Annotated in this window: 25 protein-coding genes and 1 tRNA gene; 10 read left to right on the forward strand and 16 right to left on the reverse strand. The window is 71.0% G+C overall.

What is annotated here, in order from left to right; all coding sequences use genetic code 11:
* Nucleotides 1–23 precede the first annotated feature (23 nt).
* Nucleotides 24–788: a tyrosine-type recombinase/integrase gene (locus Q9S36_RS04330; RefSeq protein ID WP_311284069.1), complete on the forward strand. Its 765-nt coding sequence runs from the start codon at nucleotides 24–26 to the stop codon at nucleotides 786–788.
* Between the two features lie 148 nt (nucleotides 789–936).
* Here Q9S36_RS04330 and Q9S36_RS04335 read toward each other — a convergent pair whose 3' ends face one another.
* The 5 genes from Q9S36_RS04335 to nrdH all read right to left on the reverse strand — a co-directional run bounded on the left by Q9S36_RS04335 (nucleotide 937) and on the right by nrdH (nucleotide 5,207).
* Nucleotides 937–1,131 carry a hypothetical protein gene (locus tag Q9S36_RS04335; RefSeq protein WP_311284070.1) on the reverse strand — a complete coding sequence of 65 codons (195 nt, stop codon included), beginning with the start codon at nucleotides 1,129–1,131 and terminating at the stop codon, nucleotides 937–939.
* Between the two features lie 256 nt (nucleotides 1,132–1,387).
* A complete protein-coding gene (gene nrdF, locus Q9S36_RS04340) occupies nucleotides 1,388–2,365 on the reverse strand; it encodes a class 1b ribonucleoside-diphosphate reductase subunit beta (protein ID WP_064001665.1) in 978 nt (325 codons plus the stop codon).
* A gap of 29 nt (nucleotides 2,366–2,394) precedes the next feature.
* On the reverse strand, nucleotides 2,395–4,527 hold the full coding sequence (gene nrdE, locus Q9S36_RS04345; RefSeq protein ID WP_217532303.1) for a class 1b ribonucleoside-diphosphate reductase subunit alpha: 2,133 nt from the start codon (nucleotides 4,525–4,527) through the stop codon (nucleotides 2,395–2,397).
* Nucleotides 4,528–4,532: 5 nt separating this feature from the next.
* Nucleotides 4,533–4,970, reverse strand: coding sequence for a class Ib ribonucleoside-diphosphate reductase assembly flavoprotein NrdI (nrdI, locus tag Q9S36_RS04350; RefSeq protein ID WP_311284071.1), 438 nt, complete (start codon nucleotides 4,968–4,970; stop codon nucleotides 4,533–4,535).
* A 3-nt stretch (nucleotides 4,971–4,973) separates the two neighbouring features.
* On the reverse strand, nucleotides 4,974–5,207 hold the full coding sequence (gene nrdH, locus Q9S36_RS04355) for a glutaredoxin-like protein NrdH (protein ID WP_311284072.1): 234 nt from the start codon (nucleotides 5,205–5,207) through the stop codon (nucleotides 4,974–4,976).
* 427 nt (nucleotides 5,208–5,634) lie between these two features.
* Between nrdH and Q9S36_RS04360 the strand changes: the two genes are divergently transcribed.
* Nucleotides 5,635–6,840: an MFS transporter gene (locus Q9S36_RS04360; protein WP_311284073.1), complete on the forward strand. Its 1,206-nt coding sequence runs from the start codon at nucleotides 5,635–5,637 to the stop codon at nucleotides 6,838–6,840.
* Between the two features lie 6 nt (nucleotides 6,841–6,846).
* Here Q9S36_RS04360 and Q9S36_RS04365 read toward each other — a convergent pair whose 3' ends face one another.
* On the reverse strand, nucleotides 6,847–7,251 hold the full coding sequence (locus Q9S36_RS04365) for a pilus assembly protein CpaE (protein WP_311284074.1): 405 nt from the start codon (nucleotides 7,249–7,251) through the stop codon (nucleotides 6,847–6,849).
* 52 nt (nucleotides 7,252–7,303) lie between these two features.
* On the opposite strand from Q9S36_RS04365, the gene Q9S36_RS04370 reads away from it, so the two are divergent.
* From Q9S36_RS04370 to Q9S36_RS04390, 5 genes are read left to right on the forward strand one after another with little or no spacing between them, the layout of a single operon-like run.
* On the forward strand, nucleotides 7,304–8,077 hold the full coding sequence (locus Q9S36_RS04370; RefSeq protein WP_311284075.1) for an alpha/beta hydrolase: 774 nt from the start codon (nucleotides 7,304–7,306) through the stop codon (nucleotides 8,075–8,077).
* Nucleotides 8,074–9,231, forward strand: a complete 1,158-nt coding sequence (locus Q9S36_RS04375) for an acyl-CoA dehydrogenase family protein (RefSeq protein WP_311284076.1) — start codon at nucleotides 8,074–8,076, stop codon at nucleotides 9,229–9,231. The genes Q9S36_RS04370 and Q9S36_RS04375 overlap by 4 nt, the downstream gene beginning before the upstream one ends.
* Nucleotides 9,232–9,272: 41 nt before the next feature.
* Nucleotides 9,273–10,544, forward strand: coding sequence for a DUF445 domain-containing protein (locus tag Q9S36_RS04380; RefSeq protein ID WP_311284077.1), 1,272 nt, complete (start codon nucleotides 9,273–9,275; stop codon nucleotides 10,542–10,544).
* Between the two features lie 2 nt (nucleotides 10,545–10,546).
* Nucleotides 10,547–11,425, forward strand: a complete 879-nt coding sequence (locus Q9S36_RS04385; protein ID WP_311284078.1) for an agmatinase family protein — start codon at nucleotides 10,547–10,549, stop codon at nucleotides 11,423–11,425.
* Nucleotides 11,422–11,904: a histidine phosphatase family protein gene (locus tag Q9S36_RS04390; RefSeq protein WP_311284079.1), complete on the forward strand. Its 483-nt coding sequence runs from the start codon at nucleotides 11,422–11,424 to the stop codon at nucleotides 11,902–11,904. The genes Q9S36_RS04385 and Q9S36_RS04390 overlap by 4 nt, the downstream gene beginning before the upstream one ends.
* Here Q9S36_RS04390 and hutI read toward each other — a convergent pair.
* The 3 genes from hutI to hutH are packed head-to-tail and all read right to left on the reverse strand — an operon-like array spanning nucleotide 11,891 to nucleotide 16,418.
* The gene (hutI, locus tag Q9S36_RS04395) at nucleotides 11,891–13,117 is read right to left on the reverse strand and encodes an imidazolonepropionase (RefSeq protein ID WP_311284452.1); all 1,227 of its coding nucleotides are present in this window, start codon (nucleotides 13,115–13,117) and stop codon (nucleotides 11,891–11,893) included. The genes Q9S36_RS04390 and hutI overlap by 14 nt on opposite strands.
* A complete protein-coding gene (hutU, locus tag Q9S36_RS04400; RefSeq protein ID WP_311284080.1) occupies nucleotides 13,117–14,781 on the reverse strand; it encodes a urocanate hydratase in 1,665 nt (554 codons plus the stop codon). Before hutU ends, hutI begins: the two co-directional genes overlap by 1 nt.
* Entirely contained in the window at nucleotides 14,778–16,418 is a 1,641-nt protein-coding gene (hutH, locus tag Q9S36_RS04405) for a histidine ammonia-lyase (RefSeq protein WP_311284081.1), read from the reverse strand. Before hutH ends, hutU begins: the two co-directional genes overlap by 4 nt.
* Nucleotides 16,419–16,503: 85 nt before the next feature.
* Here hutH and Q9S36_RS04410 point away from each other — a divergent pair, with 85 nt between their 5' ends.
* The gene (locus tag Q9S36_RS04410) at nucleotides 16,504–17,310 is read left to right on the forward strand and encodes an IclR family transcriptional regulator (RefSeq protein WP_396653725.1); all 807 of its coding nucleotides are present in this window, start codon (nucleotides 16,504–16,506) and stop codon (nucleotides 17,308–17,310) included.
* Nucleotides 17,311–17,549: 239 nt separating this feature from the next.
* Here Q9S36_RS04410 and Q9S36_RS04415 read toward each other — a convergent pair whose 3' ends face one another.
* From Q9S36_RS04415 to Q9S36_RS04425, 3 genes are all read right to left on the reverse strand, one after another.
* Nucleotides 17,550–18,119 (reverse strand): substrate-binding domain-containing protein, encoded by a 570-nt coding sequence (locus tag Q9S36_RS04415; protein WP_311284082.1) that lies wholly within the window; start codon nucleotides 18,117–18,119, stop codon nucleotides 17,550–17,552.
* Nucleotides 18,120–18,251: 132 nt separating this feature from the next.
* Nucleotides 18,252–18,728: a YbaK/EbsC family protein gene (locus Q9S36_RS04420; RefSeq protein ID WP_311284083.1), complete on the reverse strand. Its 477-nt coding sequence runs from the start codon at nucleotides 18,726–18,728 to the stop codon at nucleotides 18,252–18,254.
* Nucleotides 18,729–18,732: 4 nt separating this feature from the next.
* Nucleotides 18,733–19,536, reverse strand: coding sequence for a methyltransferase domain-containing protein (locus Q9S36_RS04425; RefSeq protein WP_253034076.1), 804 nt, complete (start codon nucleotides 19,534–19,536; stop codon nucleotides 18,733–18,735).
* Between the two features lie 109 nt (nucleotides 19,537–19,645).
* Between Q9S36_RS04425 and Q9S36_RS04430 the strand changes: the two genes are divergently transcribed.
* Entirely contained in the window at nucleotides 19,646–20,719 is a 1,074-nt protein-coding gene (locus tag Q9S36_RS04430; protein ID WP_311284084.1) for a Glu/Leu/Phe/Val dehydrogenase dimerization domain-containing protein, read from the forward strand.
* A gap of 121 nt (nucleotides 20,720–20,840) precedes the next feature.
* Nucleotides 20,841–21,014, forward strand: coding sequence for a hypothetical protein (locus Q9S36_RS04435; protein ID WP_311284085.1), 174 nt, complete (start codon nucleotides 20,841–20,843; stop codon nucleotides 21,012–21,014).
* A 47-nt stretch (nucleotides 21,015–21,061) separates the two neighbouring features.
* On the opposite strand, the gene Q9S36_RS04440 is transcribed toward Q9S36_RS04435, so the two are convergent.
* From Q9S36_RS04440 to galU, 4 genes are all read right to left on the reverse strand, one after another.
* Nucleotides 21,062–21,137 (reverse strand) — tRNA-Ala (locus Q9S36_RS04440).
* A gap of 54 nt (nucleotides 21,138–21,191) precedes the next feature.
* Nucleotides 21,192–22,187 carry a large exoprotein gene (locus Q9S36_RS04445; protein ID WP_311284086.1) on the reverse strand — a complete coding sequence of 332 codons (996 nt, stop codon included), beginning with the start codon at nucleotides 22,185–22,187 and terminating at the stop codon, nucleotides 21,192–21,194.
* A 72-nt stretch (nucleotides 22,188–22,259) separates the two neighbouring features.
* Nucleotides 22,260–22,880 (reverse strand): GNAT family N-acetyltransferase, encoded by a 621-nt coding sequence (locus tag Q9S36_RS04450; protein WP_253034080.1) that lies wholly within the window; start codon nucleotides 22,878–22,880, stop codon nucleotides 22,260–22,262.
* Nucleotides 22,881–22,902: 22 nt separating this feature from the next.
* Nucleotides 22,903–23,781, reverse strand: a complete 879-nt coding sequence (galU, locus tag Q9S36_RS04455) for a UTP--glucose-1-phosphate uridylyltransferase GalU (protein ID WP_253034081.1) — start codon at nucleotides 23,779–23,781, stop codon at nucleotides 22,903–22,905.
* Nucleotides 23,782–23,819: the final 38 nt, after the last annotated feature.

A 23,819-nucleotide genomic window follows, 5' to 3' on the forward strand; every position in this document is an offset into this window, starting at 1 on the left:
CGGTCCCGCAGTCGACGCAGCCGGTGGACGAGCATCGGGTCGAGCTGCTCTGCGAACGGCTGGGCGCCCAGTCCGTCCGTCGCGCGGTGTTCGTCCTGTCGGGAGTCCTGGCGCTCGCCGAGCGCGACGGGATCATCTCGAAGGTCCCGTCCCAGGGTCTCGAGATGCCCGCGAAGCCGAAGAAAGAGCCCCGTTTCCTGAGCCACGCGCAGGTCGAGCTCTTGGCCGCCAGCACGATCGAGGAGCATCGGACCCTGGCCTACGCGCTCGGCTACTGCGGCCCGCGGTGGGGTGAGGCCGTGGCGCTGCGCGTCAGGCACCTCAACATGCTCCGCCGGCGGATGCGGATTGTCGACAACGCCGTCCTGGTGAAGGGCCAGTACGTCGTCGGGACGACGAAGAGCGGCCAGGCGCGCGACACGGCGATCCCCGCGTTCCTCCTCCCCCACCTCGCGAAGGCGTGCGAAGGCAAGGGTCCGGAGGATCTCGTGTTCGGGGACGGTCGGACGCACGTCCTCTATCCGCATCGCACCTCGGGGTGGTTCGCTCGAGCGGTACGCGCCGCCCAGGCCGCGGATCCGTCGTTCCCACGGATCACCGAGCACGACCTCCGACACACGGCCGCGTCCCTCCCGATCCAGTCCGGCGCCAACGTGAAGGTCGTCCAGCAGATGCTCGGCCACGCGTCGGCATCCGTCACCCTCGACGTCTACGGGCACCTGTTCGACATCGACCTCGATGTCATCGCTGACCGAATGGACAGCGCACGCGCCGCCGCCCTGGGGTGACCGAGCTCTGGCTTGCAGATCCGGAAGAACTCGACGATGCTGAGTGTTGTCTCCACCGTGCATCGACCGCACAAGCGATTCCCCTCACACGCAAAGAACCCCCGACCGAAGTCGGGGGTCCAGTGCCTTACTTAAGGGATTGGTCGAATCAGGCCGCTGCAACGGCCTCGACCAGGTGACGGAATGCGCATTCGCCCTTGCGGTCGATGCACGGCGGGAACGTCGAGCCACGTTCGTGATGAGTGACGTTGCCGTACTGATCAGCCCAGTAGCCATCGAACGGCACACGCTGGCCGGTCTTCCAGGAGCCGTCCGGCCCCTGCGGGAAGTGGTGCTTCGTCATGGTGGGGTTACCTCCTTCCTCACCCGTTGGGCTCCTCTTTCGGGAGCTGGCGTAGCTGAGGGCCCCCACACCGGAATGTGAGAGCCCTCAGCGGGGACGCCTGCAGGGTGCGACGAGTGCGCCGCACCCTGCAGGTGTCGGTGGAGTGTGGGCAGAACGTGGGCAGCAGCCCTCGCACGCGTAGACATCGCGATGCTTCGGATCGCCGCCACGCTCACACCTCCTCCCGGATTTTCTTGCTTCTGACCTCGACTTCTCAGAAGTCCCAGTCGTCGTCCTCGGTCGCGACCGCCTTGCCGATGACGTACGAGGAGCCCGACCCACTGAAGAAGTCGTGGTTCTCGTCGGCGTTCGGCGAAAGGGCCGACAGGATCGCCGGGTTCACATTCGTGACCGTGGCGGGGAACATCGCCTCGTAGCCGAGGTTCATGAGCGCCTTGTTGGCGTTGTAGTGCAGGAACTTCTTGACGTCCTCGGTCTGGCCGATGCCGTCGTAGAGGTCCTGCGTGTACTGCACCTCGTTGTCGTAGAGCTCGTAGAGCAGCGAGAACGTGTAGTCCTTGAGCTCGTCGCGCTCGGCCTGACCGAGGGTCTCGAGTCCGCGCTGGAACTTGTAGCCGATGTAGTAGCCGTGCACGGCCTCGTCGCGGATGATGAGGCGGATGATGTCGGCCGTGTTCGTCAGCTTCGCCTTCGACGACCAGTACAGCGGCAGGTAGAACCCCGAGTAGAAGAGGAACGACTCGAGCAGGGTCGAGGCGACCTTGCGCTTGAGCGGCTCGTCGCCACGGTAGTAGTCCATGACGATGCGGGCCTTCTTCTGAAGGTTCTCGTTCTCGACCGACCAGCGGAACGCGTCGTCGATCTCGGGCGTCGAGGCGAGCGTCGAGAAGATCGACGAGTAGCTCTTCGCGTGCACCGACTCCATGAACGCGATGTTCGTGTAGACGGCCTCCTCGTGCGGGGTGATCGCGTCGGGGATCAGCGAGACGGCGCCGACGGTGCCCTGGATCGTGTCGAGCAGCGTCAGGCCGGTGAACACGCGCATCGTGGTCTGCTGCTCCTCGGGGGTGAGCGTCGCCCATGACTGGATGTCGTTGGACAGCGGCACCTTCTCGGGCAGCCAGAAGTTGTTCACGAGGCGGTTCCACACCTCGAGGTCCTTGTCGTCCTGGATGCGGTTCCAGTTGATCGCCTGGACCGAGCCGAGGAGCTTCAGGGGTTCGGGGGTCATGTCTTCTTCCTCTATCGAATCTCGGCCGGTCAGAGCATGCAGGAGACGCACTCGGTCATGTCGGTGCCCTCGAGCGCCATCTGACGGAGACGGATGTAGTAGATCGTCTTGATGCCCTTGCGCCAGGCGTAGATCTGCGCCTTGTTGATGTCGCGCGTGGTGGCGGTGTCCTTGAAGAACAGCGTCAGCGACAGGCCCTGGTCGACGTGCTGGGTGGCGGCGGCGTAGGTGTCGATGACCTTCTCGTAGCCGATCTCGTACGCGTCCTCGTAGTACTCGAGGTTGTCGTTCGTCATGAACGGCGCGGGGTAGTAGACGCGGCCGATCTTGCCTTCCTTGCGGATCTCGATCTTCGACGCGATCGGGTGGATCGAGCTCGTCGAGTTGTTGATGTACGAGATCGAGCCCGTCGGCGGGACGGCCTGCAGGTTCTGGTTGTAGATGCCGTGCTTCTGGATGGATGCCTTCAGCTCGAGCCAGTCCTGCTGGGTCGGGATGTGGATGCCCTCGAAGAGCTCCTCGACCCGGGCCGTCGCCGGCTTCCACTCCTGCTCGGTGTACTTGTCGAAGAACTCGCCCGAGGCGTACTTCGAGTCCCAGAAGCCGTCGAAGACCTGACCGCGCTCGATGGCGATCTTGTTCGAGGCCTGCAGCGCGTGGAACAGCACCGTGTAGAAGTAGATGTTCGTGAAGTCGACACCCTCCTCCGAGCCGTAGTGGACGTGCTCGCGGGCGAGGTAGCCGTGCAGGTTCATCTGGCCGAGGCCGATGGCGTGCGACTTGTCGTTGCCGTCCTCGATGGAACGGACCGAGCGGATGTGGCTCTGGTCGCTGACCGCGCTGAGGGCACGGATGCTGGTCTCCACCGTTCCGGCGAGGTCGCGGCCGTCCATCGCGAGGGCGATGTTCATCGAGCCGAGGTTGCAGGAGATGTCCTTGCCGATCTGGTCGTACGAGAGGTCCTCGTTGAACGTCGTCGGCGTGTTGACCTGCAGGATCTCCGAGCAGAGGTTGGACATGTTGATCCGACCCTTGATCGGGTTGGCCTTGTTCACCGTGTCCTCGAACATGATGTACGGGTAGCCCGACTCGAACTGGATCTCGGCGAGGGTCTGGAAGAACTCGCGCGCCTTGATCTTGGTCTTCTTGATGCGCGCATCGTCGACCATCTCGCGGTACTTCTCGGTGACCGAGATGTCGCCGAAGGGGACGCCGTAGACGCGCTCGACGTCGTACGGCGAGAAGAGGTACATGTCCTCGTCGTTCTTCGCGAGCTCGAACGTGATGTCGGGCACGACGACACCCAGCGACAGCGTCTTGATGCGGATCTTCTCGTCCGCGTTCTCGCGCTTGGTGTCGAGGAACTTCATGATGTCGGGGTGGTGGGCCGAGAGGTACACGGCACCGGCGCCCTGACGCGCACCGAGCTGGTTCGCGTAGCTGAAGCTGTCTTCGAGCAGCTTCATGACGGGGATGATGCCCGACGACTGGTTCTCGATCTGCTTGATCGGGGCGCCCGCCTCGCGGATGTTCGAGAGGAGCAGGGCCACGCCGCCGCCGCGCTTGGACAGCTGCAGCGCGGAGTTGATGCCGCGGGCGATCGACTCCATGTTGTCCTCGATGCGCAGGAGGAAGCAGGAGACGAGTTCGCCGCGCTGCGCCTTGCCGGCGTTGAGGAAGGTGGGGGTGGCGGGCTGGAAGCGACCCGACAGGATCTCGTCGACGAGCTTCGTGGCGAGGTCCTGGTCACCGGCGGCGAGGGCGAGCGCGGTCATCACGACGCGGTCCTCGAAGCGCTCGAGGTAGCGCTTGCCGTCGAAGGTCTTGAGCGTGTAGCTCGTGTAGTACTTGAACGCGCCGAGGAACGTGTCGAAACGGAACTTCTGCGCGTAGGCGTGGTCGTTGAGCCATTGGATGAACTCGAACGGGTACGCGTCGATGACGGCGCCCTCGTAGTACTCCTTCTCGACCAGGTAGTCGAGCTTCTCCTTCAGCGAGTGGAAGAAGACGGTGTTCTGGTTCACGTGCTGCAGGAAGTACTCCCGCGCCGCGCGCTTGTCGGCGTCGAACTGGATCTTCCCGTCCTCGCCGTAGAGGTTCAGCATCGCGTTCAGGGCGTGGTAGTCCATGCCCTCGAAGCGCGCCTCCGTCTTGAAGGCCATATCGGTCACTGCAGCTTCCACCAGTCTTCCAATCCGCCGCTCACGCGGTCGACGTCCTCGGGCGTGCCGAATACTTCCAGCCGGTACAAGTGCGGCACCTGACACTTGCGGCTGATGATGTCCCCGGCGAGGCAGAACGACTCGCCGAAATTGCTGTTTCCTGCGGAGATGACTCCGCGGAGCAGGCTCCGATTGCCCTTGTCGTTGAGGAAGCGGATGACCTGCTTGGGAACCGCGCCCTTCTCTTCTCCTCGGCCCTGGCCGCCCCCGTACGTGGGGGTGACCAGGACGTAGGGCTCCTCGACGTGGAGCACGGGTTCGGAGGAGTGGAGCGGGATGCGGCGTGCCGGCATCCCGAGCTTCTCGATGAAACGTGCGGTGTTACCCGACACGCTCGAGAAGTAGACGAGCAGCGGCACGTTCGTCACGACGGCCGCGCTCATCGCTCAGACCAGGCGCGAGGCGAGCTCGTCGATCTTGTCGGGACGGAAGCCCGACCAGTGGTCCTCGTCGGTCACGACGACCGGGGCCTGCAGGTAGCCGAGCGACTTGACGTGCTCGAGCGCCGCCGGGTCCTCGGAGAGGTCGAGGACCTTGTAGTCGATGCCCTTGGAGTCCAGCGCGCGGTACGTCGCGTTGCACTGCACGCAGGACGGCTTCGTGTACACAGTGATCGCCATTCGTCGAACCTCTCTCGTCCTCCGGAACCCGTCGCGCGGGGTCCATCTCGTGTGAAATCTGGGGGTGAATCCATTGGCCGGAAGGCTGGGAGCCCGCCGGGAGCTCAATACTACATATGGGTACGGACACCGGGAAGCACCACAAGGGGTAGTAGTTACATCCGTGTAGTTTTTCCGCCGTCCTCCACAGGTACAACACAAGTTCTCCACCGTTTCATCCCCAATCCGGCAGGTCCGGAAGGGGGTCGAAAAGGCCAGGATTGCGGCCGAAACCCTCCCGGGACCGGACGGTTGTCCACAGGTCGCACGCTAGAGCGGGCCACCGACATCCGATTCCGGGACCGGTCGGCGTGTCGGGCGTGTCGCGGCGTGTCGCACCGGCCCCGCACCCCCGTCGGACGTCGCCGACGGTCGGTACGATGAAGGGGTGGCGGGATACTCGGAACTCCTGCGCGTCCCGGGTGTCGCGCGCATCATCGCGGCACAGTTGACGGCACGGTTCCCGAGCGGGATGACGAGCCTCGCCGTCCTCCTCCACGTCGAGCAGTCGACCGGGTCGTACGGGGCCGCCGGCATCGTCCTCGCCGCACTCTCGATCGGCCAGGCGATCTCCGGCCCGGTGACCAGCCGGTGGATGGGTGTCTGGGGGATGCGGCGCGTCCTCACCCTCACCGCCGTCGTCTGCGCCGCCGCCGTCTTCGCCCTCGCCCTCAATCCGTTCGGGATGCCGGGGTTCATCGTGTTCGGCTTCATCGCCGGCATCGCCAACCCGCCCGTGCAGCCGGCCGTCCGCACGATCTACCCGAAGATCGTCACCTCGCGGCAGCTGACGCCCCTCTTCTCGCTGGATGCGAGCCTGCAGGAGATCATCTGGATCTTCGCGCCCGTCGTCATCACCCTCGTCGCGACCCAGATCGGCACCGTCCCCGCGCTCCTGCTGATCGTCGTCATCCTCATCGGCGGATGCGCCTGGTTCATCGCCTCGCCCGAGGTGGGGCGCGTCCGCATCCCCCGCAGCCGCCGCGGCTTCGGTCGCGTCCTCGGCAAGCCCGTCGTGCTGCTGTCGACCGTGACCGGCTTCCTCCTCGTGGGCGCGTGCGCCGCGGTCGAGGCGGGCGTGGTCGCGACCTTCGGGCACGAGGGCGTCGAGGCGGGTCTCGTGCTCGCCGTCTTCGCCGTCGGCAGCCTCGCGGGCGGCCTCGGGTTCGGGCACATCCCGATCGGCCGCTGGGCGATGGCCCGCCGCCTCGCGATCGTGGCCGTCGGGGTCACCCTCGTCGTCATCAGCCTGAATGCCTGGTGGATGGGCGCCTCGCTCTTCGTCGCGGGCCTCGGCATCGCCCCGGCCCTCGCCGTCATGTTCGCCATCACGAGCGCGAGCGTCCGCTTCAGCGAGACCGCCGAGGCCTACGGCTGGATCGGCACCGGCCAGCTCATCGGCGCCGCGGCCGGCTCGGCCGTCGCCGGGTTCCTCATCGACGGCATGGGGGCGGTCGGCGCCTTCTTCGCCGCGTCGGCGTTCGCCGTCGCGGGCGCGCTCGTGGCGGCGGTCTTCGTGCGCGGGTTCCCCGACCTCCGCGGCCGCGACGCGAGCCCGATCCCCGACACCGAGCCGGTCCCCCTCATCACCTGAGCGCGGTCAGCGGATCCGCCCGAGCAGGAACAGCAGGGCCCGACCGTAGGCGTCGGCGGGTTCGGGATGCCGGAAGCGGTGGGGCGCGGCATCCACTTCGATCTCGACCTCGTGCGTGTCGGGCAGGCGCCGCAACGCGCGGAACGTCCCCCGCAGCAGCTCGCGCAGCTGCGCCTCGGAGGGCAGCCACAGGGCGTCCTCGAGCGCGACCGAGTCGAGCGCCCACTCGGTCGTGCCGTTGAAGGCGAGCAGGTCGCCGGTCGGATAGCTGCGCGCCTCGACGGTCATCTCGCTGACGGTGTAGACGTCGGCCTCGAACTCGGGCTCGTCGAGCTGGAACCGGTCGCCGGAGCGGGGACGCCAGGTCAGGCCGCTCGCGCGCAGCTCGCGTGCCAGGTCGGTGGAGATCATGCCCCCATCCTGGCCCGGCACCGGGGCCCGGGGCCCGTCCTAGGCTGAGAGCATGCCGTCACCCGTCACCCTCCCCCGCCTCGGTTGGGGCGACCCGCGCGCGCCGCGGCACGCCCTCCTCGTCCACGGTCTGGGCTCGAACGGCGCGCTCATGTGGCGCTACGCCGTCGCCCTCGCCGACGCCGGCTGGCACGTCGAGGCCGTCGACCTGCGCGGGCACGGCACCGCCCCGCGCGCACTCGACTACTCGATCGCGGCGTACGCGACCGACCTCGTCCACACCCGTCCCACCGACGACGGGACGTGGGACCTCGTCCTCGGCCACTCCCTCGGCGGCGCCGCCGCGACCGTCGCTGCGGCCGACGCGCCGACGTGGACCCGCCATCTCGTGCTCGTCGACCCCGCCATCCACCTCTCCGACGAGGACCGAGAGAGCGTCCGCGCGAGCCAGGAGCAGGCGTTCGCCGACACCTCGATCGCCGCCGTCCGCGCCGCCCACCCCGGGTGGCTCGAGGTGGACGTCGAGCTGAAGGCGATCGCCGCCGCGCAAGCGAGCCGTTCGGCGGTCGAGGCGACGGACACGCAGAACACCCCGTGGGATGTGCGGGAGGCGGCATCCCGTCTCACCGTGCCGACCCACGTCATCGCCGGCGATCCCGCGGTGTACTCCATCTTCACGGGGGCGCTCGCGGCCGAGGTGCAGCAGAACCCGCTCGTGTCGATGGCCGTCGTGCCGGGCACGGGGCACTCGCCCCACCGCGATGCTCCGGATGCCGCCGCGCAGGCGCTGCTCGACGCGGTCGCCGCCTGGGGGCTCGGCGCATGAGCTTCGACCCGGCTGCCCACCTGCCCGACGATCTGCTCGCGCGCATCCGCTCGCGCGCGGCCGCCGTCGACGCCGAGAACGTGTTCCCCGAGGAGGACCTCGCCGACCTCCGGGCGGCGGGTTACCTCGCGATCCTCGTGCCGACGGAGCTCGGCGGTGCGGGACTCGGCCTGCGCGAGGCATCCGTCCTGCAGCAGCGGCTCGCGGGTGCGGCCCCCGCGACGGCGCTCGCGATCAACATGCACCTCGTCTGGACCGGCGTCGCGAAGGTGATGTCCGACCGGGGCGACGACGCCCTGCGCTTCCTGCAGGAGGGCGCGGCCCGCGGCGAGGTGTTCGCCTTCGGCATCAGCGAGGCGGGCAACGACCTCGTGCTGTTCGGCAGCGACACGGATGCCGCGCCCCGGCCCGACGGCTCGTACGCCTTCACGGGCACCAAGATCTTCACGTCGCTCGCGCCGGTGTGGACGCACCTCGGGCTCCACGGCCTGGACGCGTCCGACCCCGACGACCCGCGGCTCGTGTTCGGCTTCGTCCCGCGCAGCGACGCCGTCGTCACGCGCGACGACTGGGACACGCTCGGCATGCGGGGCACCCAGTCGCGCACGACCGAGCTGCACGGTGCGGTCGCCCCCGCCGACCGCATCGTCCGGAAGCTGCCCGTCGGTCCGAGTCCCGATCCGCTCGTCTTCGGCATCTTCAGCGCTTTCGAGATCCTGCTGGCCTCGGTCTACACCGGCATCGCGCGGCGTGCCCTCGACCTCGCGGTCGAGACCGCGCGCGCCCGGACCTCGAAGAAGACGGGCCGTGCCTACAGCCAGGACCCCGACATCCGATGGCGGGTCGCCGACATGGCCCTCGCCTACGACGCCCTGCCCGTGCAGGTCGAGACCCTCGCCGCCGACGTCGACGGCCTCGTCGACCACGGCGCGATGTGGTTCCCGAAGCTGTCGGCGATCAAGCACCGCGCGGCGGTGACGGCGAAGCAGGTCGTCGACGAGGCGATGCTCGTCGCGGGCGGCTCGTCGTTCTTCACCCGCAACGAACTGAGCCGGCTCTACCGCGACGTGCTGGCCGGTCTGTTCCACCCGTCCGACCCCGAGTCGGTGCACAGCGCGCTCGCGAACGCGTGGCTGGGTCCGCTCGAGCCGTGAGTCGCCCCGGCGCGTGAGGGGCGCCGTGGCAGGATGGCCGAATGGCCCGCATCCCGTACGGCTCGCTGAGCACCGCTGATCAGCAGCGGTATCGCGGGCTCCGCACCATGAAGGCGGTCGCGCTCGGCGCCCTGCTGTTCATGGCGATCGTCTTCGTCATCGCCTTCATCCTCGAGAAGGACCTCTCGGGCTGGGGGTACGTGCGCGCGGCGGCCGAGGGCGGCATGGTCGGCGCGCTCGCGGACTGGTTCGCGGTGACGGCGCTGTTCCGGCATCCGCTCGGCATCCCGATCCCGCACACGGCGATCATCCCGCGCCGGAAGGACGAGATCGGTCGCACGCTCGGCGAGTTCGTCGAGACCAACTTCCTCGAGGGCGGCGTCGTCCGCCAGAAGCTCGAGTCCACGCACATCGCACGGACCGCGGGCACCTGGCTGCAGGATCCGGCCCACGCGAAGACCGTCGCGGCCGAGGCGTCGACGATGGCCAGCGGCATCCTGACGGCGCTGAGCGACGACGAGGTGCAGGATCTCATCAGCGACCTCGCTCACGAGCACCTGCTGAGCCCATCGTGGGGTCCGTCGCTCGGGACGTGGCTCTCGCGGGTGGTGGATGCCGACGCCCACCGCGGCGCGGTCGACCTGGGCGTCGACAGCATCGCCCGCTGGCTCGACGCGAACCGCGAGGCGTTCGACGGTCTCGTCTCGCGCCGTCTGCCGTCCTGGGTGCCGTCGGTGGCGATGCGGCTCGTGGACGACACCGTCTACCACGAGGCGACGAAGTTCGTCGCGGCCGTGCAGCGCGACCCCGAGCACGCGGCGCGCAAGGCGCTCGACCAGTACCTCGAGCGCCTCGCCGACAACCTGCAGCACGATCCCGAGACCATCGGCCGACTCGAGGGCGCGAAGAGCGCCGTCTTCGACAGCCCGCGGGTGCGTGCCCTCGCCGCCGACGCGTGGAACACCGCGAAGGCCGGCCTGCTGCGCTCCCTCGCCGACGAGGACAGCCCGCTCCGCCGTCGCGTGACCGCCGCACTCGGCGACCTCGGCGACCGGCTCGCGACCGACACGGCCCTGCAGGAACGCGTCGACAAGCGCATCGCGGATGCCGCCGTCTTCCTCGTCGATCGCTACCGCCACGACATCGCGTCGATCATCACCGACACCGTGGAGCGCTGGGACGCCGACGAGACGAGCCAGAAGATCGAGCTGCAGGTCGGCCGCGACCTGCAGTACATCCGCCTCAACGGCACGATCGTGGGTGCCCTCGCCGGCCTCGTGATCTTCACCGTCGCCCACCTGCTGCTCCCCTGACCATGGCGCTCTTCGCAGACCCGCTCTGGCCGCGCGCCGGGGACTGGCCGGCTCCGGACGGGCGGGTGGATGCCGCGATCCTCGGCCTGCCCGCCTTCCGCACGTCGCTGTCCCCTACCGGGGCGCACGCGACACCCGCCGCCGTGCGCGAGGCGCTGCGCCGGTTCAGCCCGACCCTGCTCGGTCCTCCCCCCGTCGACCTGAACGAGGCGCTCCGGATCGCGGACGCCGGTGACGTCGCCGACCCCGACGGGCCCGAGGGCGAGGCGCGCGTGCGCGAGCGCGTCCGCGGGCTGCGCGCGGCATCCGGTCTCGTGATCGCCCTCGGCGGAGACAACTCCGTCACCTACGCGACCGCACAGGGAGCGGGGGTGTCGGGGCTCATCACCCTCGACGCGCACTTCGATCTGCGCGACGGGGTGTCCAACGGCTCCCCCGTGCGCCGCCTCGTCGAGGACGGTCTCGACCCGCGGCGCATCGTGCAGATCGGCATCGCGGACTTCGCCAACTCGGTCGCCTACGCCGAGCGCGCCGCCGACCTCGGCATCACGGTCATCACCCTCGACGAGGTGCGCCGCCGCGGCGCCGAGGACGTCATGATCCAGGCGCTGTCGGTCGCGGGCACCGCCGGTGACGTGCACCTCGACATCGACGTGGACGTCTGCGACCGCTCCGTCGCGCCGGGGTGCCCGGCATCCGTCCCCGGCGGACTCGAGGCGTGGGAGCTGCGCGCCCTCGTCCGCGCGGCGGCCGGGGACCGACGGGTCGTCAGCGCCGACGTCGTCGAGGTGGACGCGACGGCGGATGCCGCGGACGGCCGCACCGTCCGACTCGCGGCGCTCTGCGTCCTGGAACTGCTCGCCGGAAGGGCCCTCGCATGATCACCCTCATCCTCGTCCGTCACGCCAAGAGCGACTGGGGCACCGGGCTCGACGACCACGAGCGTCCGCTGAACGACCGCGGACGGCGGGATGCCCCGGTCATGGCGCGACGGCTCGCCGCGACCGGCGTGCGACCGGCCCGCATCCTGTCGTCGACCGCCGTGCGCGCGCGGACGACGGCGCAGACGTTCGCAGACGCCCTCGGCGTTTCGGTCGAGACCGATGAGGGCCTGTACGGCGCCCCGGGCTCGCGGCTGCTCGCGACCGCCGCCGCGAGCGGCGTCACCGACGTCATGGTCGTCGCGCACGACCCGGGGATGACGGTGCTCGCTGAGCAGCTGTCGGACGGCGGGATCGGCGCGATGCCGACGTGCGCCGTCGCGACCTTCATCTGGGACACCGACGACTGGGACGTCGCGACCGCCGTCCCTCCGGCGCGCTGGAATCTCGACACCCCGCGGGACGTCAGCGGGGACTGATCACCTCGCCGCCGCGGTACACGCGGTGGACGAGCGGCACCCCCGGCCGGTAGGCCAGGTGCCGCCGACTCGGCGCGTCGAGGACGACGAGGTCCGCGCGCGCACCCACGCCGAGGTGGCCGACGTCGCTGCGGCGCAGCGCCCGCGCACCCCCGGCGGTGGCCGCCCACACTGCTTCGCCGACGGTCATCCCCATCTCGCGCACGGCGAGGGCGATCATGAGCGGCATCGAGCTCGTGAACGACGAACCCGGGTTGCAGTCGCTCGCGAGCGCCACTGTGACGCCCGCGTCGATCAGCCGACGCGCGTCGGGGTACGGCTGGCGCGTCGAGAACTCGACGCCCGGGAGGAGCGTCGCGACCGTGTCCGACGCCGCGAGGGCCGCGACGTCGGCATCCGTCAGATGGGTGCAGTGATCGACGGATGCCGCGCCCAGCCGCACCGCGAGCTGCACCCCCGGCCCCTCGCCGAGCTGGTTGCCGTGCACGCGGACGCCGAGCCCGGCCTCCGCTCCCGCGCGCAGAATCCGCTCGCTCTCGGTCTCGGTGAAGGCGCCTCGCTCGCAGAACACGTCCACCCACCGCGCGTGCGGGCGGACCGCGGCCAGCATGGCATCGCACACGAGGTCGACGTACGCGTCGCGATCCGCTCCCTCCGGGACGACATGCGCCCCGAGGTACGTGACCTCGTCGGTCACCTCCGCGGCGAGGCGCGCGAGGCGTTCCTCGCCGTCGAGGGTGAGGTCGTAGCCCGTCTTCACCTCGAACGTCGTCGTCCCCTGCGCGTGCAGCTCGGCCACCAGGGCCGCGAGGCGGGCGCGGAGCTCGTCGTCGGTCGCCGCGCGGGTGGCGGCGACGGTGCGGCGGATGCCGCCCGCGGCATACGGGACGCCCGTCATCCGCGCCTCGAATTCGTCGGCGCGGTCGCCAGCGAACACGAGGTGCGTGTGGCTGTCCACGAAGCCCGGGATGACCGCCCGCCCGCCGAGGTCGACGACCTCGACCCCTGACCGCGAGACTGCACCCGCAGCCCGAGACGTCGGCGACGGACCGCTGTCTCGGGCCGCTGTTGCAGTCTCGGCGTCGGAGGCGGCGCCCACCCACGCGACCCGGCCCTCGTCGACGAGGAGGGCGGCGTCGGCGATGGTCGCGGTCTGGGCCGCGGCATCCGCGTTCGTCGTCAGTTCGGCGATGCCGGTGAAGAGGGTCGCCATCACGCGTCCAGCATGGGGACGGTCAGGCCGCGCTCGCGGGCGATCTCCTTCGCACGGTCGTACCCGGCGTCGACGTGACGCATGACACCCGTGCCGGGGTCGTTCACCAGCACGCGCGCGAGCTTCTCGGCCGCGAGCGGCGTGCCGTCGGCGACGGTGACCTGCCCGGCGTGGATCGAACGCCCGATGCCGACGCCGCCGCCGTGGTGGATCGACACCCACGCCGCCCCCGACGCCGTGTTGAGGAGCGCGTTCAGGAGCGGCCAGTCGGCGATCGCGTCCGAGCCGTCGGCCATCGCCTCGGTCTCACGGTACGGGCTCGCGACCGACCCCGCGTCGAGGTGGTCTCGGCCGATCACGATCGGACCCGACAGCTCACCCGAGGCGACCATCTCGTTGAATTTCAGGCCCGCGAGGTGGCGCTCTTTGTAGCCGAGCCAGCAGATGCGCGCGGGCAGGCCCTCGAAATGCACCTTCTCACCGGCCTTCTCGAGCCAGCGGTGCAGCGCGGTGTCGTCGGGGAAGAGCTCTGCGACGGCGCGGTCGGTCTTCGCGATGTCCTCCGGGTCGCCCGACAGCGCGACCCAGCGGAACGGTCCCTTGCCCTCCGCGAACAGCGGCCGGATGTAGGCCGGGACGAACCCGGGGAACGCGAACGCGCGGTCGTAGCCGCCGAGCTCGGCCTCGCGGCGGATCGAGTTGCCGTAGTCGAAGACCGCGGCCCCGGCATCCTGGAACCCGACCATCGCCTCCACGTGCCGCGCCATCGACGCCCGCGACCGCTCCGTGAAACCGTCGGGATCGGCGGAGGCCTGCGCCCTCCACTCCTCGAACGCGACGCCCGAGGGCAGGTACGCGAGCGGGTCGTGCGCGCTCGTCTGGTCCGTCACGATGTCGATCGGGATGCCGCGGCGCAAGAGCTCGGGGAACACGTCCGCCGCGTTCCCCACGACGCCGATCGAGCGCGCCTCGCCCGCCGCCTTCGCCGCGAGCGCCCGCTCGACGGCCGCATCGAGATCGGCGGTGTGCTCGTCGAGGTAGCCGTGCTCCACACGGCGGCGCAGGCGCGACTCGTCGACGTCGACGACGAGGACCGCTCCCCCGTTCATCGTGACCGCGAGCGGCTGCGCGCCGCCCATGCCGCCCGCGCCGCCCGTGAGGGTGAGCGTCCCGGCGAGCGAGTCGCGGCCGAGCGAGCGCGCGACGGCGGCGAAAGTCTCGTACGTGCCCTGCAGGATGCCCTGCGTGCCGATGTAGATCCACGATCCCGCCGTCATCTGGCCGTACATCGTCAGGCCTAGGTGCTCGAGCCGGCGGAACTCCGGCCACGTCGCCCAGTCGCCGACGAGGTTCGAGTTCGCGATGAGCACCCGCGGCGCCCACTCGTGCGTGCGGAACACGCCGACCGGCTTGCCGGACTGCACGAGCAGCGTCTCGTCGGGCTCGAGCTCGTCGAGCGTGCGGACGATCGCGTCGAACGCCTCCCACGTGCGAGCGGCCTTGCCCGTGCCGCCGTAGACGACGAGGTCCTCGGGGTGCTCGGCGACCTCGGGGTCGAGGTTGTTCATCAGCATCCGCTTGGCCGCCTCGGCGCCCCAGCTCTTCGCGGTGCGTTCGGCGCCTCGCGCCGCGCGGACGGTGCGGGTCGTGGTCGTGTCGGTCATGCCTGTTCTCCTTCGAACGGTGCGGCACTCGAGCGGAGATCTGCGCTCGAGCGGACGGTTTCGGGGTCGTTCGTCCGCGGGACGGCGGATGTCCGCTCGGCGACTGGTCCGAACGCGGCGCGGGCGACCTCGCCCGACACCACGAGCCGCGTCACGGCCTCGATGTCCGGGGAGACGAAGCGGTCGGGCCCCGGTCCCTCGACGACCGTACGGACGAGGTCGCGCACGGCGCCGGTGACCGGCGCGGGCTGCAACGGGGCGCGCAGGTCGAGGGCGCGGCATCCCGTCACCACCTCGATCGCGAGGACGCGCGCGAGCCCGTCGATCGCGCGACGCAGCTTGCGGGCGGCGGCCCAGCCCATCGACACGTGGTCCTCCTGCATCGCCGACGACGGGATCGAGTCGACGGATGCCGGCACGGCGAGGCGCTTGAGCTCCGAGACGATCCCCGCCGCGGCGTACTGCGCGATCATGAGGCCGCTGTCGACGCCCACCTCGTCGGCGAGGAACGGCGGCAGCCCGTTGCTGCGCGATCGGTCGAGCGCGCGGTCGGTGCGGCGCTCCGAGATCGAGGCCACATCGGCGACCGCGATCGCGAGGAAGTCGAGGACGTACGCGACGGGCGCGCCGTGGAAGTTGCCGTTCGACTCGACCCGGCCGTCGGGGGTCACGACGGGGTTGTCGACGGCCGACGCGAGCTCGCGTTCGGCCACGGTGCGGGCGTGGTCGAGGGTGTCGCGGGCGGCGCCGTGGACCTGCGGCGAGCAGCGCAGCGAGTAGGCGTCCTGCACGCGGGTGCAGACGGCCGGGTCGCGGTGGCTCGCGACGATCGGCGAGTCGGCGAGGGCGTGCCGCAGGTGCGCGGCCGAGACCGCCTGGCCGGACTGCGGGCGCAGCGCCATGAGGTCGGCCGCGAAGACGGCATCCGTCCCCAACTGGCTCTCGACCGAGAGAGCGGCGGCGAGGTCGGCGGTCGCGAGCAGGGTGTCGAGATCGGCGAGGGCGAGCGCCAGCATCCCGAGCATCCCGTCGGTGCCGTTGATGAGGGCGAGACCCTCCTTCTCCTCGAGCACGAGGGGACGGATGCCGCTGGCCGCCAGTGCCTCGGCGGCATCCGTCCGCGTGCCGTCCGCCGTGCGGACCGGTCCCTCGCCGAGCGCGGCGAGCGCGATGTGCGAGAGCGGGGCGAGGTCGCCCGAGCAGCCGAGCGAGCCGTACTCGTGCACGATCGGGGTGATGCCGGCGTTGAGCATCGCCGCGTACGTGTCGACGACGACCGGGCGGACGCCGGTGCGACCGGTCGCGAGGGTCTGCAGGCGCAGCAGCTGCAGGGCGCGGACGACCTCGCGCTCGACCTCGGGTCCCGTGCCCGCCGCGTGCGAGCGGATGAGGCTCGCCTGCAGCTGGCGGCGCCGGTCGGGGGCGATGAACGTCGTGGCGAGCGCGCCGAAGCCGGTCGAGATGCCGTAGTGCGGCTGCGGGTCGTCGGCGAGGCGTTCGATGAGGGCGCGGGTCTCGGCCGTGCGGGCGAGCGCGGCGTCGGAGACCGCGACGCGCGCGTCGTGCCGGGCGACGGCGACGACCTCGGCGGGTGTGAGCGGGGCGTCGCCGAGGGTGACGGTGGTGAGGACGGGCATGGTCTGATTCCATCGGCTGCGCCGCCTGGGCGGGTGGCGCGCGTGGCATCCTGTGTCTGTGATCTCAGACAAGCCGCGGGCGCCGATCTCAGACAAGCCGCGGGCGTCGATCCCAGACACACCGCCGACCCCGCACAAGCCGCAGGTCCCCGCCGCGGATCAGACGCTCCGCATCCTGAGCTTCCTGGCGCACCAGCGCGGGCCGGTGGCGGCGCAGACGATCGCGAGCCATCTCGGCATCCCGCGATCGAGCGTCTACCACCTACTCGCGGCGATGGCCGCGCACGGGTTCGTCGTGCACCTCGAGGGCGACCGACGCTGGGGACTCGGCACGGCCGCGTTCGAACTCGCCGGCGGGTACGCACGGCAGGAACCGCTCGCCCGTCTCGGCCGCCCGATCGTCGCGCAGCTCGCCGACCGCGCCGGTGAGAGCGCGCACCTCGCCGTCATGACGGGCCGCGACGTCCTCTACATCGTCGAGGAGCGCGCACCGCGACGGCCCGCGCTCATCACCGATGTGGGCGTCCGCCTCCCCGCGCATCTCACTGCGACGGGGCGCGCGATGCTCGCCGCCCTCCCCCGCGAGCAGGTGCGCGCATTGTTCCCCGACGCGGCATCCCTCTCCCCCCAGCGCACGGGTCGTGGACCCGGCCGCCCGGGCGAACTGCGCGAACTGCTGCGGCAGACCCGCGCCGCGGGGCACGCGAGCGAGGACGGCGAGGTCACGCTCGGATTCCGCTCGGTCGGTGTCGCGGTCCGCGACCACGCCGACTGGCCCGCCGCTGCGATCGCCGTGACCTGGCCCGACGACGCCCCCGCCGACCCCGAGCACCTCGCGACCCTCACCGCCGAGGCGGCCGCCGAGCTCTCCCGCCGCATCGGGCACCGCTGACCGCGCCGGGACCGCGGACGGACGCCCTTCGCTGCCGCAGGCGTCCGGCAGTAGCCCCGTGGCCCCGCCGCTACCGCGCCGCCGGGCAACAACCGCGGAGATCCGCGCGGTCACGGCAGGATCGGGCCGGTTCCGGCCCGCAAACCACGAGAACTCCGCGGATGTGGCCCGGAGCCCCACGCAACCCGTCGTCCGCAGCACCGCCGGTCCGGCCCAGTCTGCCGGGTCGGAACCCTGTCTCAGCGGACGACGAGGCGCGGCTGGACCAGCACGTGCCCCTCGCCGTCCCCGGCGGCGCGGCGCTCGATGCGGCCACCGCTGCCCATCAGCAGGTCGAGGGTGCCGGCGGCGACCAGTTCGGGCAGCTGCTCGACGCTCGACAGGCCCAGGGCCTCGACCGCGGGGGTGTTGTCGAACCCGATGATGAGCACGTCCGGCCGCTGCTCCGCGACGGCGGCGACGTGCGCGCCGACGGCGAGGGTGTCGCTCGCACACACGATCGCGTCGACTGCCGTCGTCGCCAGCAACTCCGCGACCTGCTCCCGCGCCTCGGTGACCCGCTCCTCAGCCGACAGGCGCAGGTCGGGGCGGGCACCGGCATCCGTCATCGCCTCGCGCCACCCCCGCTCCCGGTCATCACCCGTCGGCGACCCCGCGGGCCAGCCGAGGAACGCGACGCGCGGTCCGACGGTGAGGGCGTGCTCGGTCGCGGCGCACGTGCCCGAGGCGCCGTCGACGTCCACCCAGAGGTGCGCGCTGTCCTCGGGCGAGGCGACGTCCCACGGGCGGCCGAACGAAACGAACGGCACGCCGCGCTGTTCGAGGGTCCCGAATTGGCGCCGCCGACCAGCCACCCCGCCGACCAGCCCTCCCCCGGTCCTCGCGGACGCGTGCCGCTGAACTGGCGCGAGCTCATCCACACCTGAGCTCGCCGTCGACCGTCAGACCACGGAGACGACCCGGCCGCCGGTGAGGCGCACGAGCTCGTCGAACGTCATCGGGAAGACCGTGTGCGGGGTGCCGCCGGCCGCCCAGATCTGCGGGTAGCGGGCGAGGTCCTCGTCGACGAGGGTCTCGAGCGGCGCGGGGTGCCCGGTGGGTGCGACGCCGCCGATGGCTTGGCCGGTCGCCTCGCGCACCTGATCGGGCGTCGCCCGGCTGATCCTCCCTCGCCCGAGGCGCGCGGCGAGGGCGGCGGTGTCGACGCGGTGGGCGCCGCTGGTCATGACGAGCAGGGGCGCACCGTCGCACTGGAACACGAGGCTGTTGGCGATCGCGCCGACCTCGACGCCGAGGGCGGCGGCGGCGAGCGCCGCGGTGGAAGCGGCATCGGGCAGGACGACGATCTCCCCCGGGATGCCGGCGGCCCGCAGGGCGTCGTGCACGAGGCGGCTGCGCGCGCTGAGGTGGTCGGTCACGGGGTCAGCCTCTCGCCAGGATCTCGCCGTGGGGCATGAGCAGCCAGCCGTCCTCGGACGCCGCCCACTCGCGCCATCCCGCCGAGATGCGTTCGAGGTCGGCACGATCGGCGATGCCCTGCTCGAGCGCGTGGTCGGCGTACGAGGAATGCAGGGCGCGGTCGGCCCACGACCCGCCCCACCAGGCCCGCTGCTCGTCGGTCTCGAACAGCCAGGTCGACGCGCTCACGGCGACGTCGGCGAACCCGGCCGCGCGCGCCCACGCCTTGAGGCGTCGTCCCGCCGACGGCTCGCCGCCGTTGGTGCGCCCCATCCGCAGCAGCAGGTCGAGCCAGTCGTCGAGCGCGGGGATGTGGGGGTGGATGATGATGCCCGCGTAGTCGACCTCGCGCGCGGCGACGAGCCCGTCCGGCCCCGCGACGCGACGGAACTCGCGCAGGGCGTCGACGGGACGTGCGAGGTGCTGCAGCAGCTGGTGCGTGTGCACGATGTCGAAGGATCCGTCCGCGGCGTCGAGGCGGTAGGCGTCGGCGGTCGCGAAGGTGACGTTCGTGACGCCCTCGGCCGCGGCATGGGCCTGCGCCTGGGCGACGACGTCGGCCGACGCGTCGACGCCGACGACCCGGCCGGGGGCGAGGCGACGCGCCAGGTCGACGGTGATCGTGCCCGGGCCCGCGCCGACGTCGAGGAGCGAGGCGCCGGGCCGCAGGTGCGGCAGCAGGTACCCGACCGAGTTCTCCGCCGTCCGCCAGGTGTGCGCCCGCAGCACGCTCTCGTGGTGGCCGTGGGAGTACCGCTCGGTCTGCATGGTCGACAGCCTAGGCGTCGAGCGATATGCGAGGCAGAATGATGACGGATGCCGCACATCGGCGGCATCCGCACCGCAGCGCCCACAAGGCCCGCCGAGAAGGAATGCAATGACGCACACCCTGCCCCTGCCCGATCTCACCCACGAACGTGTGGAGGTGATCACGGGTCGGCGCAGCGGACTCGTCGTCACCGTCGCCCTGCACTCCTCGGCGCTCGGCCCCGCCCTCGGCGGCGCCCGCCTGTGGCGTTACCCGCACTGGTCCGATGCGATGGGCGACGCGCTGCGGCTGTCGGCCGCGATGACGCTCAAGAACGCGACTGCGGGGCTGGATGCCGGGGGCGGCAAGTCGGTCATCGCGCTGCGCGAGGGCGACACGCTCGACGCCGAGCGTCGACGCGCGGCCTTCCTCGACCTCGGCGACGCCGTCGAGTCGTTCGGCGGCCTGTACCGGACGGCGGAGGACGTGGGCTCGACGACGGAGGACATGCTCGTCGTCAGCGAGCGCACGGCGCACGTCGTGGGCCTGCCCGACTCGGTCGGGGGCTCGGGCGAGCCTGCCGGTCCCACGAGCCGCGGTGTGTACGCCGCCCTCCGTGCGACGCTCGAGCGCATCGCGGGGTCACCCGAGGTGGCCGGCCGCCGCATCACGATCTCGGGCCTCGGCCAGGTCGGCAGCCGGCTCGCCGTGCGTCTGTCGGGCGAGGGCGCGCTCCTCACGGTCACCGACGTGAACCCCGCGAAGATGTCGCTCGCGGCGGAGCTCGGCGCGACGTGGGTCGAGCCCGGCACCGAGCACCTCGTGCCGGCGGACGTGTTCGTCCCGGCCGGCATCGGCGGCGTCCTCGACGACGACGTCATCGACGCGCTCGCGGCGAAGGCCGTTTGCGGACCCGCGAACAACCCGCTCGCCGACCGCTCGGGCGCCGCACGCCTGGCCGACCGCGGCATCCTCTACGCCCCTGACTTCGTCGCGAACGCCGGCGGCGTCATCTACCTCGACGTCGAGGCGCGGACGCCCGGTCACCGCGATGAGATCGCGACCCGCATCGACGGTATCGGCGACACCCTGCGCCGACTGTTCGACGACGCCGCCGCACGCGGGGTCACCCCGCTCGACGCGGCCGAGGCCTACGCGGCCGAGCGGCTGGCGGCCGGCCGGCGCGAGCCCGCGGCGGTCTGATCGCGCGCCCGGGGCCCGCTGCGGCGGGTACCGGGCCGCTCGGGCCGGGACGGCGGGCGGCGGCATCGCGACGATCGACTGGCAGTCGACCGCGTGCGGCGACCCCGCGGCCGACGTCGCGATGACGCGGCTGCTGTTCACCGAGGCCGAGCTCTTCCCCGGCGCCTCGCGTGCGCAGCTGCTCGTCTACGGGGCGGCGCGGGGGGCGATGGGGCGGATGTACCTCTCGGAGTACCTGTGCGTCACGGGGATGACGACGGCGCGGCTCGACCGCTGGGCGACGCTGCCGGACTGAAGACGCCAGAGACAGCGAAAGACCCCCGCGAGCGGGGGTCTTTCCGGTGGTGGACCTGAGGGGATTCGAACCCCTGACCTCTTCATTGCGAACGAAGCGCGCTACCAACTGCGCCACAGGCCCGGAAGCCTCAACATTACCACGACCGAACGGACCGCTCGAACGCGAGGCGGGGTCTCACTGCCCCGATGCGCGGCGTGCGAGCAGCTCCCGCACGTGCGCCTCGATGCGGTCGTCGTCGGCCGGTCCAGCGAAGGCGACCTCGGCCGCACGGGTGCGACGGGCGGTGTCGATCGACGGCGGCGCGGCCTGCGCGGCACGCTCGCGCATCGCCTCTTCGACGGCCGCCTGACGCAGCGCCTCGCGCGCCTCGGACGCGTCGAGCACGGCCGCGGCGCGGGAGCCCGCCGAGGCGGTGAGCGGTCGCGGAAGGGTGCGCGGGGTCCACTCCGCACGGTCGGAGTCGAGTGCGACGTCCTGCACGGCGCCTGGGGCACGCACGACCTCGGCGGGGAGGACGCGGTATGCCGCGCGTCGCGCGACGGTGTTCATGCGTGCGAGCACGAGCAGGCTCGACGCGGCGACAACGGCTCCGACCGCGAGCAGGGCCCACCCGGCGCCGATCGCGCCGAGGTAACCCCCGACACCAGCCGCGACGACGGCGAGGACACCGACGATGGTCGCGGTCAGCCGCACGCGACGACGTGCGCGCGCACGCCGGGCCGCCGGCAACGCTCGGGCGGCAGCGGCCTCCGCGATGGCACGCTCGCGGGCGATGGCGGCATCCGCTCGGGCCTTCTCGCGTGCCGTCTCGGCGTCGGCGATCGCACGACGACGGTCGGCCTTCGCGAGCTCGCGGTCGAGCGCCGCCTGCGCCTTCGCGGCAGCCAGTTCGGCGCGTGCGGCCTCGAGGCCGACGCTCTCCTGCTCGGCCTGCACACGACGCGCGAGGCGCTGCTGTGCGAGCGCGGTGCGCGCGTTGAGCTCGAGGCGCACCTCGCCGGGGGTCTCGCTCGTCTCGGCGAGGACACGGAGAGCCTGGTTCAGACGCACGGCATTCCGTTCGGCAGCCTGGTACTGGTACCGGCTGTGCCACGAGGGCAGGAGGTACAACAGCCACAAGAGGACGGCAACGAGGACGATCACCCCGCCACCCATCACCTGCTCACCCATGCCGCTCACCGTATGTCGCCGGAGCGGTGCGGCCCGGCATCCGCTGGGCGTGTCTGAACTTCTGGTTGAGGGTTAACGGTCCGACGGAGGGATGGATGCCGCTTCCTGCGGCGCGCGCCCCGCCAACCACCGGTTGAGGACGCCCTCCCGGACCTCTTCGCGCACGAGCGCGAACGCGTAGTGGTCGCGCCACTCGCCGTCGATGTGGATGTAGCGCCGCCGCAGCCCCTCGTAGCGGAAGCCGAGCTTCTGCACGACCCGCAGGCTCTTGGCGTTTTCGGGGCGGATGCAGATCTCCATCCGGTGCAGACGCAGGTCCTCGAAGCAGACGTCCGTCGCGAGCGCGACCGAGGTCGGCGTGATGCCCTTGCCGGCGAAGCGCTCACTCACCCAGTACCCGATCGTCGCCGACGACAGCGACCCGCGGGCGATCCCCCACACGTTCAACTGCCCGGCGATCTCGCCGTCGTACTCCATGACGAAGGGCACACCGGTTCCGTCGCGGTACTGCTGCAGCAACCGGCGCACCCCGCTGCGCATGTCGAGCGAGATCGGACCGTCGGGGCTCGTCGCCTCCCACTGCCGCAGCCACGACCGGTTCTGCACGAGCTCGGTCTGCAACGTCTTCGCGTCACGCGGTCGCACGAGCCGGATCGAGATCGGGCCGTGCGCTCGCACGACCGGCCCGTCCATGCCCATCAGTGACGCGTCGGGTTCACAGACCCGATGCGAAGTCCTTGATCCACGGCCGGAGCTCGGCGCCCAGGTCCTCACGGTCGACCGCGAGCTGGACGATCGCCTTGATGTAGTCGGCACGGTCACCCGTGTCGTAGCGGCGACCGCGGAAGACGACGCCGAGGACGCCCTCGGTCGAGGCGAGCTCCTCGAGCGCGTCGGTCAGCTGGATCTCGCCGCCCTTGCCGGGCTCGGTGCGCTCGAGCACATCGAAGACGCCGGGCGTCAGGACGTAGCGGCCGATGATGGCGTAGTTGGAGGGGGCATCCTCCTTCTTCGGCTTCTCGACGAGACCCGTGACCTTGACCACGTCCTCCTCGTCGGTCGCCTCGACGGCGGCGGCGCCGTACATGTGGATCTGGTCGGGCGAGACCTCCATGAGCGCGACGACGGTCAGGCCGGTCTTCTTGTTCTGCTCGAGCATCTTCTCGAGCAGCACGTCGCGCGCGTCGATCAGGTCGTCGCCGAGCAGCACCGCGAACGTGCTGTCGCCCACGTGCGAGCGGGCACGCAGCACCGCGTGACCGAGACCCTTCGGCTCGCCCTGCCGGACGAAGTGGATGTCGGCCATGTCCGACGAGTCCTGCACCCGCTTGAGCTTCTCGTGGTCGCCCTTCTTCGAGAGGTTGGACTCGAGCTCGGGGACGGAGTCGAAGTGGTTGGAGATGTTGTTCTTGTTACGCCCCAGAATGATGAGCACATCGTCGATGCCGGCTGAGACGGCCTCCTCGACGACGTACTGGATCGCGGGCTTGTCGACGACCGGCAGCATCTCCTTCGGCATGGCTTTCGTGGCGGGCAGGAAGCGGGTGCCCAGGCCCGCGGCAGGGATGACGGCTTTGATGCGCTCGGCAGACATGACCATCACCATACAGATCCGTCGGGTCCGTGATGTGA

It is taken from the genome of Microbacterium sp. ARD31, assembly GCF_031844425.1.

Bases quoted from the DNA above. Each gene is read 5' to 3' on its own strand.
- hutH (WP_311284081.1), bottom strand. From the start codon at position 16,418: ATGCCCGTCCTCACCACCGTCACCCTCGGCGACGCCCCGCTCACACCC.
- Q9S36_RS04445 (WP_311284086.1), bottom strand. From the start codon at position 22,187: ATGGGTGAGCAGGTGATGGGTGGCGGGGTGATCGTCCTCGTTGCCGTC.
- Q9S36_RS04390 (WP_311284079.1), top strand. From the start codon at position 11,422: ATGATCACCCTCATCCTCGTCCGTCACGCCAAGAGCGACTGGGGCACC.
- hutI (WP_311284452.1), bottom strand. From the start codon at position 13,117: ATGGCGACCCTCTTCACCGGCATCGCCGAACTGACGACGAACGCGGAT.
- nrdH (WP_311284072.1), bottom strand. From the start codon at position 5,207: ATGGCGATCACTGTGTACACGAAGCCGTCCTGCGTGCAGTGCAACGCG.
- Q9S36_RS04425 (WP_253034076.1), bottom strand. From the start codon at position 19,536: ATGCAGACCGAGCGGTACTCCCACGGCCACCACGAGAGCGTGCTGCGG.
- Q9S36_RS04385 (WP_311284078.1), top strand. From the start codon at position 10,547: ATGGCGCTCTTCGCAGACCCGCTCTGGCCGCGCGCCGGGGACTGGCCG.
- hutU (WP_311284080.1), bottom strand. From the start codon at position 14,781: ATGACCGACACGACCACGACCCGCACCGTCCGCGCGGCGCGAGGCGCC.
- nrdF (WP_064001665.1), bottom strand. From the start codon at position 2,365: ATGACCCCCGAACCCCTGAAGCTCCTCGGCTCGGTCCAGGCGATCAAC.
- Q9S36_RS04375 (WP_311284076.1), top strand. From the start codon at position 8,074: ATGAGCTTCGACCCGGCTGCCCACCTGCCCGACGATCTGCTCGCGCGC.
- nrdI (WP_311284071.1), bottom strand. From the start codon at position 4,970: ATGAGCGCGGCCGTCGTGACGAACGTGCCGCTGCTCGTCTACTTCTCG.
- Q9S36_RS04430 (WP_311284084.1), top strand. From the start codon at position 19,646: ATGACGCACACCCTGCCCCTGCCCGATCTCACCCACGAACGTGTGGAG.
- nrdE (WP_217532303.1), bottom strand. From the start codon at position 4,527: ATGGCCTTCAAGACGGAGGCGCGCTTCGAGGGCATGGACTACCACGCC.
- Q9S36_RS04450 (WP_253034080.1), bottom strand. From the start codon at position 22,880: ATGGACGGGCCGGTCGTGCGAGCGCACGGCCCGATCTCGATCCGGCTC.
- galU (WP_253034081.1), bottom strand. From the start codon at position 23,781: ATGTCTGCCGAGCGCATCAAAGCCGTCATCCCTGCCGCGGGCCTGGGC.
- Q9S36_RS04370 (WP_311284075.1), top strand. From the start codon at position 7,304: ATGCCGTCACCCGTCACCCTCCCCCGCCTCGGTTGGGGCGACCCGCGC.
- Q9S36_RS04335 (WP_311284070.1), bottom strand. From the start codon at position 1,131: ATGACGAAGCACCACTTCCCGCAGGGGCCGGACGGCTCCTGGAAGACC.
- Q9S36_RS04435 (WP_311284085.1), top strand. From the start codon at position 20,841: ATGACGCGGCTGCTGTTCACCGAGGCCGAGCTCTTCCCCGGCGCCTCG.
- Q9S36_RS04365 (WP_311284074.1), bottom strand. From the start codon at position 7,251: ATGATCTCCACCGACCTGGCACGCGAGCTGCGCGCGAGCGGCCTGACC.
- Q9S36_RS04380 (WP_311284077.1), top strand. From the start codon at position 9,273: ATGGCCCGCATCCCGTACGGCTCGCTGAGCACCGCTGATCAGCAGCGG.